The sequence below is a fragment of the Brevundimonas sp. genome, assembly GCF_051858995.1.
GTDB lineage: Bacteria > Pseudomonadota > Alphaproteobacteria > Caulobacterales > Caulobacteraceae > Brevundimonas.
Genome location: NZ_JBHYGN010000010.1, coordinates 187,329 through 197,644, shown reverse-complemented (window position 1 = coordinate 197,644; position 10,316 = coordinate 187,329). Strand labels below are relative to the sequence as shown.

Genomic DNA, 10,316 nt, shown 5'->3' with positions numbered 1-10,316 from the left:
CCCTTTAGTCCCTCAGTAGAAACACCTAGCACACAAACGTGGACAAGACATTTCCCTCAAAAGTGGAACTTCAACCGTTAGGGAAGCGTGGCCATAAAACGACAGGAGGTGGCGGGAGCAAGGGTCAGGCACTGCTGCTGGAATCGGGCGGGATCCGGCTTGGTCCCCGTATCCAGCCAGTGTTCGAGGGCGGTCAGGGCGGTCAGATAGCCGCCGTCCTGCATCTTGCTGTGCTGGTCCTCGTCCGTCAGCGCCTGAACCAGCAGGTTCGAGCGCCCGGCCCGGGCGACCGTCTCGGCGTAGAGCGTATCCGCCAGATAGGTCACCGTCGGGTCGTGACGGGCGTGGATGGTCACCGTCGGCGCCACGATCAAGCCCGACAGGTCGGCGTCATATGCCAGCCTCGCCAATGCTCTCGGGTCAGCGCGGAATCGCTCGACCTCGGCGTTCAGCGCCGCGTCGTCGCTCGAGCCGCTGTAGACGGTCGCGCTGTTGTCGAACGGGTTCAGCCCGCCCAGACGCTTCTGCACCAGATCCTGGAACAGGAAGGTCGCCCAGCTCAGGTGGGCGATCAGCTCGTCCTCCTCGATCCCGGTCACCGCCAGGATGTTGCGCAGACGTCGGGTCTGGTCGGCCCGCCTCTCGCGCTGGGACAGGCCGACGCCGGTGCATTCCACGACCCGCCGACGCAGTTCCGCCCGGGTCATCACGGCGTTGGCGGGCAGGCCCTGCCAGACCGGATAGGCCCCGTCCTGCCGCGACGGATGGTTGTCGCAATAGAACTGGTAGACGGCTCGCAGGTCGGCCCGAAACTGATAGGCCCGAGTCCCGCCCATCAGCACGCCATTGGTCAGCAGGACCCCGTCGTAGTTCGGTCGCCCGTCGACATCGAGGGCGTACAACTCCGCCGCCTTGGCCGCGACGTTCCCTCCCCACGACTGGCCGTGCAGGATGGTACGATCAGGCCGCCCGAAGCGGGCCCAGAAGATCTTGCGGCTGTTGTCGGCGTCCTCGGCCGCCATCCGCACGCCATAGCCGCCTCGGCGATAGGTCGAGCCGATCCAGGCGTAGCCCTGACGGACCATCACCGCGAACCGGTCCAGATCCTCCAGCGAGTCCGGTGCCTCCGGATCACCCGTGCGTGGTCCGCCGTGGGTGTGGACGATCAGCTTGCGGTTCCATGTCGTCGGCAGGGCGATGACATACCAGGCGCCGTTTGCGTCCTGCCCTGACAGGCAGCGCACCTCGCGCCCCACAGAACCCGGGCAGTCGATGGGCGTCGGCGCGGCCCGCTCCAGCGCTGAAGGCGTCTGCGCGAGCGCGGCTCCGGGCGCCGCCAGCATCAGGGCTCCGAACAGGGCGGCCAGTCGCGTCATCAATACCCTCGCAAAACAGGTCCGGCGCGGATCGGGGGAGGATCGATCCGCGCCGGTTCGGCACAGTCTAGAACGTCTTCGAGACGTCGACGTACCAGTAGCGGCCGTACGGACGCTGCACAGAACCCAGATAGCCGCCGTCCGCCAGAGACGGGCCTTCATCGGTCAGGTCGCGGACGCCCAGACGCAGTTCGGTCCCCTCGGCCGCGCCGAAGCGGTCGTCGAACTCGAACTGGCCGTACAGGTTCAGCGTCATCTGATCCGACACCTTCCACGCTTGCCCTGTGGAGCTCAGCAGGCTCGTCTGGAAGACCTCGCTGACGTACTGGGTCGAGGCCCCGACACGCCACGGACCGTGGCGCCAGGTGAAGCTGGCGTTGACCTTCCACTCCGGACGACCGTTCTGGGCGATCAGTTGGCTCGAGTCCGGCAGCGGGGTCAGGGAGTCGATGATCCCGGCGGCGCGGGCCGCGTACAGCGAGTCCACGATCGGTCCCGGCGCGCGCGAGAAGGTCAGCATCTGCTGGGCGTTGGCGCGGAAGATGAAGGTCCCCCACTCCGTGCGGCGCTTGGCCCACGAGAAGCCGAAGTCCATGCCCTCGACGGTCTGCGGCAGCAGGTTGATGAACCGGTCGCTGATCGTCTGGGCGTTGCCCACCGCGGTCAAACCCGTGCCGTCGAACAGATCGATGTCGTCCTGCGTCGGCGCCGAACGGACCACGTTCGGATTGGTCTCGCCCTGCACGCGGTTCAGGTATTCCAGCGCCAGCGCCGTCTGGGCGCCCAGCAGGCCGACGATCTCTTCCTGCTCGATCTTCCAGCGGTCGATGGTGAAGGTGAAGTCGCCCCACTGCTCCGGCAGGAACGTCGGCTGGAACACCAGGCCGTATGACCAGTTGGTGCTCTCTTCCGGCTTCAGGTCCGGGTTGCCCGCGATTTGCAGCGAGACGCTGGCCGTGCGGGTGCACTGGGTCATGTTGGCGATGGTGCCGTTGCGGATATCCGCCTCGCAGCGGATGAAGTCCGGCGCGCTGGCCAGCCGGGCGTACTGGGTCGCGTTTACCTGCTCAAGGTTCGGCGCGCGGAAGCCTTCCGAGTACGAACCCCGGACCCGCAGGCCGTCCACCACGTCCCAGGCCACGGCGATCTTGGGTTTGCCCACCGAGCCGAAGTCCGAATAGTGCTCGAACCGGCCTGCCAGCTGGACATCCACCGCCTGGACGAACGGGATGTTCATCTCGGGCGAGACCACCGGAATGGCGAACTCGACGAAGGCGCCGGCCACGGTGCGGTCGCCCTTGGTGTCCGGGTTCGGGCTGACCGCCGAGACGTTCGACAGATTGGTTTCGCCCGTCACCATGTCCACGAAGGTGAAGGTGCCGTCCAGATTCTCGTCGCGGTCGTCGCTCTGGGTCTCCCGGCGAACCTCGACGCCCAAGGCCACGCCCACCGGCCCGCCCGACAGTTCGAACAGATCGCTGCGCGACATCTTGAAGTCGGCCAGCGCCAGGGTGGTGCGCGACAGGCGACGCATATCGAAGACGATGGCGTTGATCGCCGCCTGCGACGACGGGGTGCAGTCATTGTAGCTCGGCGTCGAGACGCAGCCGCCGTTGAACGGATTGTAGGCGTCCGGCGTCGACAGGGCGAGTTGGGCCTGGAGGGCCGTCATGTTGATGTTGGGCGAGATATCCTCGGCCTCGGCCTCGGAGTACAGCACCGCGCCTTCCCAGTCGAAGCCGCGCCATTCGCCGCGCAGTCCACCCAGGATGCGGGCCTGATAGTTCTTGACCGTCACCTCTTGGAAGCCCGTATCGGCGAAGCGATAGTTGCCCAGACGCACAGCCAGGCCTGAGGCGGGCACATTGGTCAGGTTCGGCAGACGGTTCGGGTTCGGCTGGCCGTTAAAGGTCGTCGGGCCGAACGGGTTCCAGTAGTTGGTCGCCGGAATCCACAGGCCGTTCAGGTTCACCACCGGCGGCTGGATCGCCTTGCTCTCGGCCGTGTAGAAGCCGACTTCACCAAAGGCCGTGACGTTGTCCGTCAGGTCATAGTGGCCGGTCAGGAAGATATTGCCGCGCTCGACCGACGGACGAACCGTGGTGCCCTTGCGGGTGTCGAAGCGCATCTCGCGGTTCACGCCGTTGTAGGCCGCCGCGCCGCTGACCAGACAGATATCGCCCAGATCCACGCCCACGCAGCCAAAGCTCTCCGGCTGATAGTGGAAGGCGCCGGCGGCGGTCGTCACCACCGTGCCGTTCGAGCGCGGACGGGTCGCGGTGGTGACCGGCGCGATGCTCAGCGCGGCCCAGGTGGTGTGCGAGGACCGGCCATCCGGCACCGTCGAGGTCTCATAGCCCTCGAAGCCCGAGAAGTAGGACCGCATGTCGTCGCTGGAGGTGAAGTCCTGATCTTCCGCCATAAGCTTGGTGCGGTCGGCATAGTTGGCGAACAGCGAGATATTGCCGCGCTCGAAATTCCGCCCCGCGAAGACGTTGAACTCGAACTCACGCAGGCCCGTGCCCTCGGCGCCGCCGTAGCGGGTTTCCAGCGTCAGGCCCTCGAAGTCATCCTGCAGCACGGTGTTGACCACGCCCGCCACCGCATCGGCGCCGTAGATGGCCGCCGCGCCGTCCAGCAGGACTTCGACGCGCTCCAGCCCCGAGACCGGGATGGCGTTGGAGTTGTAGCTCAGCACCGGCACCGTGCCGGTGTCCGACGTGCCCTGGCTGGTCGGGTGCTGCACCATCCGGCGGCCGTTCACCAGCACCAGAGTGTTGCCGACGCCCAGCGAGCGCAGGTTGACCGAGTTCACATCGCCGCGCGCCGAGTTGGAGGTCTGCGGATTGTTGGCGCTGTCGAACAGCACGTCGCCCATCTGCGGGATCGAACGCATCAGGTCGTCGCCCGACACCGCGCCGACGGCGTCCATCTGCTCCCGATCGACCACCACGACCGGCAGGGCGTTGGTGGTGGAGGCGCCGCGGATCTGCGAGCCGACCACGACCACCTCGCTCAACTCGGACGCCTCGTCCTGAGCCTGTGCGTCCTGCGGCGCGGTCTGGACCGGCGCCTCTTGAGCGGCGGCGACGCCTGCGCTCAAGAGGGCCAGCACCGCCGCGCCGCCCAGCAGCGCGCCTCTATGCATCGATTTCATTCCCGTTCCTCCCTTTACTCCCCCGCCGTTTCTCAGTCGGCTGTCAGGGCTTCCTTGTCCCCCGGCCCCGCGGCCGGATCCGGCGGCGCGGCGAGCGCCTTCGGTGTTGATTTCAGCGCGGCATGCAGGGCCTCACGGTCGAGCTCCCCCTCCCAGCGGGCGACCACCAGGGTCGCCACGGCATTGCCGATAAAGTTGGTCAGCGCCCGGCACTCGCTCATGAAGCGGTCGATGCCGAGGATCAGGGCCATGCCCGCGACCGGCACGGTCGGCACCACGGCCAGCGTGGCGGCCAGAGTGATGAAGCCGGCGCCGGTGATGCCCGCCGCGCCCTTGGAGCTCAGCATGGCGACCAGCAGCAGCAGCACCTGTTGCTCAAGGCTCAGCTGGATGTTCATGGCCTGGGCGATGAACAGGGCCGCCATGGTCATGTAGATGTTGGTGCCGTCCAGATTAAACGAATAGCCCGTCGGGACGACCAGACCGACCACCGACTTCGGCGCGCCGGCGGTTTCCAGCTTCTGCATCAGACTGGGCAGGGCCGCTTCGGACGACGAGGTGCCCAGCACCAGCAGCAGCTCTTCCTTCAGATAGGCGATCAGCTTCAAGATCGAGAAGCCGTTGGCGCGAGCGACCAGCCCGAGGACGCCCAGAACGAAGACCAGCGAGGTCAGGTAGAAGGTGGCGATCAGGGCGAACAGGTTGGCGATCGCGCCGACCCCATAGGCCCCGATGGTGAAGGCGAAGGCGCCGAAGGCCCCGATGGGCGCGGCCTTCATCAGGATGGCGACCACGCGGAAGACGACCTGGCTCAGCGACTCCAGCGCCCGCACCACAGGCGCCGCCGGGGCGCCGACGATGGCCAGCGAGATGCCGAACAGGATCGACACGAACAGGGTCTGCAGGATGTTGCCCTCGACGAAGGGGCTCACCAGCGTGGTCGGGATGATGCCGGTCAGGAAGCCCACGATGGTCGTCTCGTGCGCGGCGTCGGCGTACTGGGCCACCGCCCCGGCGTTCAGCGTCGCGGGGTCGATGTTCAGCCCGTGGCCGGGGCGCACGATATTGGCGATGATCAGGCCCACGATCAGGGCCAGGGTCGAGAAGACCAGGAAGTAGGCGAACGCCTTGGCGGCCACCCGGCCGACGCGTTTCAGGTCGCTCATCCCGGCGATGCCGGTCGAGATGGTCAGGAAGATCACCGGAGCGATGATCATCTTCACCAGCTTGATGAAGGCGTCGCCCAGCGGCTTCAGGTCCTTGCCCAGCTCCGGCCAGAAATGGCCGATCAGCCCCCCGGCGATGATGGCGCCGAGGACGAGCACGTAGAGGCTACGATACCAGGGCTTGCGCGTAGCGGCGCCTGCCTCCGGCGTGGATGCAATCTGGATCAAATGACCCTCCCGAAGAGACCGCTTGCCGGTCCCGGTTTGCTTCACCGTCTGACGCGGTGACGTGGGGTTAGTATCGTGAGCCCCACTCCAGCCTCGCAAGCGAAAGGCTGAAATCATCTACCGCGTTGACTTTTATAAACTTACTTCAGATTTCGCGGCTGCAAAAATCCGCTTTTGAGCGGACTTCCGCACACATCGTCTCGACATATGTGCGAAATCTCGCATTAGTCTCTCCATGCGCCGCTTTCTCGATTCCGCACAGGGCCAGTGGCGCGTCTTCGCCGTCTTCTGGCTGATCATCGCGGTACTCGCCGCGGTGGGCGCCGGCGAGATTGCAAGACGCGAAGCCAGGGGCGAGGCCCTGCGACAGGCGGCCACCGCCACCGCCCTGCACGCCGCCGTCCTGCGTAGCGAGCTGGAGCGTCACCGCTCCCTGCCCATGGTTCTGGCCCAGGACCCCGACCTCCAGGGCCTGCTCGCCCGCCCGGATGCGGCTTCGGTGGATCGGCTGAACCGCAAGTTCGAGGGACTGGCCCGCGAGACCCGCGCGGCGGTGATCTATGTGCTCGACGCCCGCGGCGTCGCTCTGGCCGCCAGCAACTGGAACCAGCCGATCAGCTTCGTCGGCACCGACTACCGCTTCCGCCCCTATTTCTACGAGGCCCTGCGCGACGGCCAGGCCAGCTTCTTCGCGCTCGGAACCGTCAGCGGCCGCCCCGGCCTCTATCTGTCCCGCCGCATCGCCGGGGCGGATGGGCGTCCGCTCGGCGTGATCGTCGCCAAGGTCGAATTCGACGCGCTGGAGACCGAGTGGCGCGCCTCGGGTGAACCCACCTATGTTACGGACAGCGACGGGGTGGTCCTGATCACCACCGTCTCCAGCTGGCGTTTTCACACCACCGGGGCCCTGCGCCCGGATCGCCGCCAGCGTCTCGCCGTGGATCAGACCGCCGGACGGGCCGACCTGTCCACCCTGCCCTTCGAGGCCCTGGCGCCGGGCATGATCCGCCTGTCCCGCAGCGTGCCGCCGGATATCTACGCTCGCGCCTCCGCGCCGATCCCCGAACTGGGCTGGCGGCTGCACCTGCTGTCGCCCTCCGGCGCCATGATGGCGCGGGCGATCATGGCCGCACGCGTCGTCGCCCTGCTCAGCGTCGCCCTGCTGGCGGGCCTGACCGGCATCCTGCTGCGCCGCCGACAGCGTGCCCGCGCCCGCGCCGCCGAGGACGAGGCCGCCCGCATCGATCTGGAGCGTCAGGTCGACGCCCGGACCGCCGAACTGCGTCAGGCCAACGACCAGCTGAACCTCGAGATCGAGGAGCGCCGCCGCCTCGAAAAGGGCCGTCAGGACCTGCAGGACGAACTGATCCAGGCCAATAAACTGGCCACCCTCGGCCAGATCGCGGCGGGCGTGGCGCATGAGATCAACCAGCCCATCGCCGCCATCCGCACTCACGCCGACACCGCCTCCGTCTATCTGGATCGACAGGACGCTGACGCCGCCGGTCGATCCCTGACCCGCATCGGCGAACTGACCCAGCGGGTCGGGGCCATCACCGACGAACTGCGCGCCTTCTCGCGCAAGACCCGCTCCGGCACGGTCGCCGTCGGCGTCGAGGCCGCCATAGACGGGACCCTGCTGCTGGTCGGCCCCCGCCTGCGCGAACGCGGCGTCGAGTTGAAGCGCGGCAAGGTCCCGGCGGAGCTGGAGGTGCTGGCAGAACGCAACCGCCTCGAGCAGGTGGTGCTCAACCTTCTCCAAAACGCCGTCGAGGCGCTGGAGGACGTGCCCTCCCCGGTCATTGAGATCGCCGTCTCGGTCCGTGCGGGCAAGGTGACGCTGAAAGTCTCCGACAACGGCCCAGGCGTCTCACCCGAGGTGCTGGAGCGGCTCTTCACCCCCTTCACCACCGACAAGCGGGACGGGCTGGGCCTCGGCCTCGTCATCAGCCGCGACATCGTCGCCGGCTTCGGCGGCGAACTGGTTCACGTTCCCTCGCCCGAAGGGGCCGTCTTCAAGATCGTACTGGCCAAGGCCCCATGAGCTTCCAGCCCTGCAATCGCGTCGCCCTGATCGAGGATGACGACGCCTTCCGCGCCGCTCTCGCCGAACGGCTGGGCCTGTCCGGCCTGACGGTCTCGGAGTTCTCCTCCGGCGACGCCGCGCTGAAGGCGCTGGACGCCCGTTTCGACGGCGTGGTGGTCACCGACCTGCGCATGCCCGGACTCGACGGTCGCCAGCTGGTGGACCACCTGTCCGCCATGGACCCGGACCTGCCGGTCGTGGTCATGACCGGCCATGGCGACATCTCGGAAGCCGTCGATGTGATGAAGCGCGGCGCCTATGACTTCCTGGCCAAGCCCTTCGCCCCCGAGCGCCTGCTGGAGACCCTCAACCGGGCGCTGGAGAAGCGGGCGCTGGTCCTCGACAACCGCCGCCTCGCCGCCCTCGCGGTCGATGATGAATGGTCGATCCCGCTCAGCGGCGAGAGCCGGGCCGTCACCGCCCTGCGCGCCGCCATCCAGCGGCTCGCCAACGCCGAGGTCGATGTCCTGATCGAGGGCGAGACCGGGGCGGGCAAGGAGGCTGTCGCCCGCGCCATCCACAACGCCGGACGCCGCCGGGTGAAGCCCTTCGTCGCCGTCTCCTGCGCCACCCTGCGCGACGAGGGGCTGGAGAGCCAGCTGGTCGGCCACGCCGCCGGCGCCTTCCCCGGCGCCCTGCGCCGCCGCGAGGGCCAGATCGAGCAATCCCACCAGGGCAGCCTCTTCCTCGACGAGATCGATCTGGCCCCCCGCGCCGCCCAGCTCCTGCTGCTTCGGGTGCTGGAAGAGCGCGAGGTCATGCCGCTGGGCGCGGGCGAGGCCCATGCACTCGACCTGCGCATCGTCGCCGCCACCAAGTCCGACCCCGCCGAGGCCGTCGCCCGCGGCGACCTTCGCGAGGACCTCTTCTATCGCCTGAACGTGGTGCGGGTGCGCATCCCGCCCCTGCGCGAACGGCGCGAGGACGTGCCCCTGCTGTTCGCCCGCTTCCTTGACCGCGCCGCCGGACGATTGGGCCGGGCCATCCCGCCCATCGACCACGCCATCCGCCGCCGCCTGCTGGAGCACGACTGGCCGGGCAATCTGCGTGAGCTGTCCAATTTCGCCAGCGAGGTCGCCGTCGGCATCGCCGCCCCGGCCGAACGCCCCGTGACCGACCGCAGCCTGTCGAAACAGGTTCAGGACTATGAGGCCGAACTGATCCGCGAGGCCCTGACCGCCTTCAGCGGCGACATGCGCCGGGTCACCGAAAGCCTGCAGATCCCCCGCAAGACCCTCTACGACAAGATGGCCCGCCACGGCATCCAGCCGTCCGAGCACCGGAGGCGCTAGAGCGAAATCGGTCGAGCGGGCGCAGTCCTGCTCGGCTCAGATTTCGCGCACTCAGGATACCTAGAGCGCGGTCAGCCCCACCGCGATCGCGCCCATCGGCCCGGCTTTCGAGCCCAGACCCGGCGGCTGGAGGAAGGCGTCCACGCCCGCCGCGATGGCGCCCGCCACGCCATAGCCCGCGAGGCTCTCGACCAGCGCCTTGCGCAGGCGCTCGAACAGCCACGGCTGGCCGTCCGCCACCCCGCCGCCTATCAGCACCCGTTGCGGACAGGCCGTCAGCACCAGATTGTGCAGCATCCCGGCCAGCGCATGGACCACCATGTCCCAGGCCGGATCGTCCGGCGTCACGTCGATCCCCGGCTTGCCCGCCCGCGCCCCGACCGCCGGGCCCGACGCCAGTCCCTCGACGCAGTCGCCATGATAGGCGCAGACACCCGGCCACTGATCGCCCGGCAGACGGCCGACCTTCAGATGCCCCAGCTCCGGATGGCCTAAGCCGCGCACGGTCCGGCCATTGACCACCACGCCCACACCGATGCCCGTGCCCACGGTCGCATAGGCGTGGCTGTCCAGCCCCCGCGCCGCGCCCCACAGCCCTTCAGCCAGGGCCGCGCCGTTCACATCGGTGTCCAGCGCCACCGGCACGCCGAAGCCGCGGTGCATCACATTCAGGTCTGCCCAGCGCCACGCCAGCTTGGTCGTCTCGGTGACGTGGCCATACTTGTCCGACTTCGGGTCCAGCTCGACCGGGCCGAAGCTGGCGATGCCGATGGCGGCGAAGCCCGGCCCCGCCGCCCAGCGCTCCAGCACCGCCCGGATCTCGCCCAGCGTCTCCTCCGGCGTGGTCGTCGGCAGGCGGACCTCGTCGCGGATGTCGTCCGGTCCGGACGCCAGCACGCAGACGCATTTCGTCCCGCCCAGTTCGATGCCCGCGATCAGCGGAGAAGCGATTCCCGTGTTCATGACGGCACCCTGCCGCGTCGCGTGCGGTTTCGCCATTGGCGCCGCGCG

General features: G+C 68.1%; 6 protein-coding genes. 2 read left to right on the top strand and 4 right to left on the bottom strand.

What is annotated here, in order from left to right:
- Positions 1 to 77: 77 nt before the first annotated feature.
- From ACTIEF_RS11935 to ACTIEF_RS11925, 3 genes are all read right to left on the bottom strand, one after another.
- On the bottom strand, positions 78 to 1,376 hold the full coding sequence (locus ACTIEF_RS11935) for a hypothetical protein (RefSeq protein ID WP_439472364.1): 1,299 nt from the start codon (positions 1,374 to 1,376) through the stop codon (positions 78 to 80).
- A 67-nt stretch (positions 1,377 to 1,443) separates the two neighbouring features.
- On the bottom strand, positions 1,444 to 4,533 hold the full coding sequence (locus tag ACTIEF_RS11930) for a TonB-dependent receptor domain-containing protein (RefSeq protein ID WP_439472363.1): 3,090 nt from the start codon (positions 4,531 to 4,533) through the stop codon (positions 1,444 to 1,446).
- A 32-nt stretch (positions 4,534 to 4,565) separates the two neighbouring features.
- Positions 4,566 to 5,927 (bottom strand): dicarboxylate/amino acid:cation symporter, encoded by a 1,362-nt coding sequence (locus ACTIEF_RS11925; protein WP_439472362.1) that lies wholly within the window; start codon positions 5,925 to 5,927, stop codon positions 4,566 to 4,568.
- 235 nt (positions 5,928 to 6,162) lie between these two features.
- Here ACTIEF_RS11925 and ACTIEF_RS11920 point away from each other — a divergent pair, with 235 nt between their 5' ends.
- A complete protein-coding gene (locus tag ACTIEF_RS11920) occupies positions 6,163 to 7,971 on the top strand; it encodes a sensor histidine kinase (RefSeq protein WP_439472361.1) in 1,809 nt (602 codons plus the stop codon).
- Positions 7,968 to 9,305 carry a sigma-54-dependent transcriptional regulator gene (locus ACTIEF_RS11915; RefSeq protein WP_439472360.1) on the top strand — a complete coding sequence of 446 codons (1,338 nt, stop codon included), beginning with the start codon at positions 7,968 to 7,970 and terminating at the stop codon, positions 9,303 to 9,305. Before ACTIEF_RS11920 ends, ACTIEF_RS11915 begins: the two co-directional genes overlap by 4 nt.
- Positions 9,306 to 9,365: 60 nt before the next feature.
- Here ACTIEF_RS11915 and ACTIEF_RS11910 read toward each other — a convergent pair whose 3' ends face one another.
- The gene (locus ACTIEF_RS11910) at positions 9,366 to 10,268 is read right to left on the bottom strand and encodes an ROK family protein (protein ID WP_439472359.1); all 903 of its coding nucleotides are present in this window, start codon (positions 10,266 to 10,268) and stop codon (positions 9,366 to 9,368) included.
- Positions 10,269 to 10,316 lie beyond the last annotated feature (48 nt).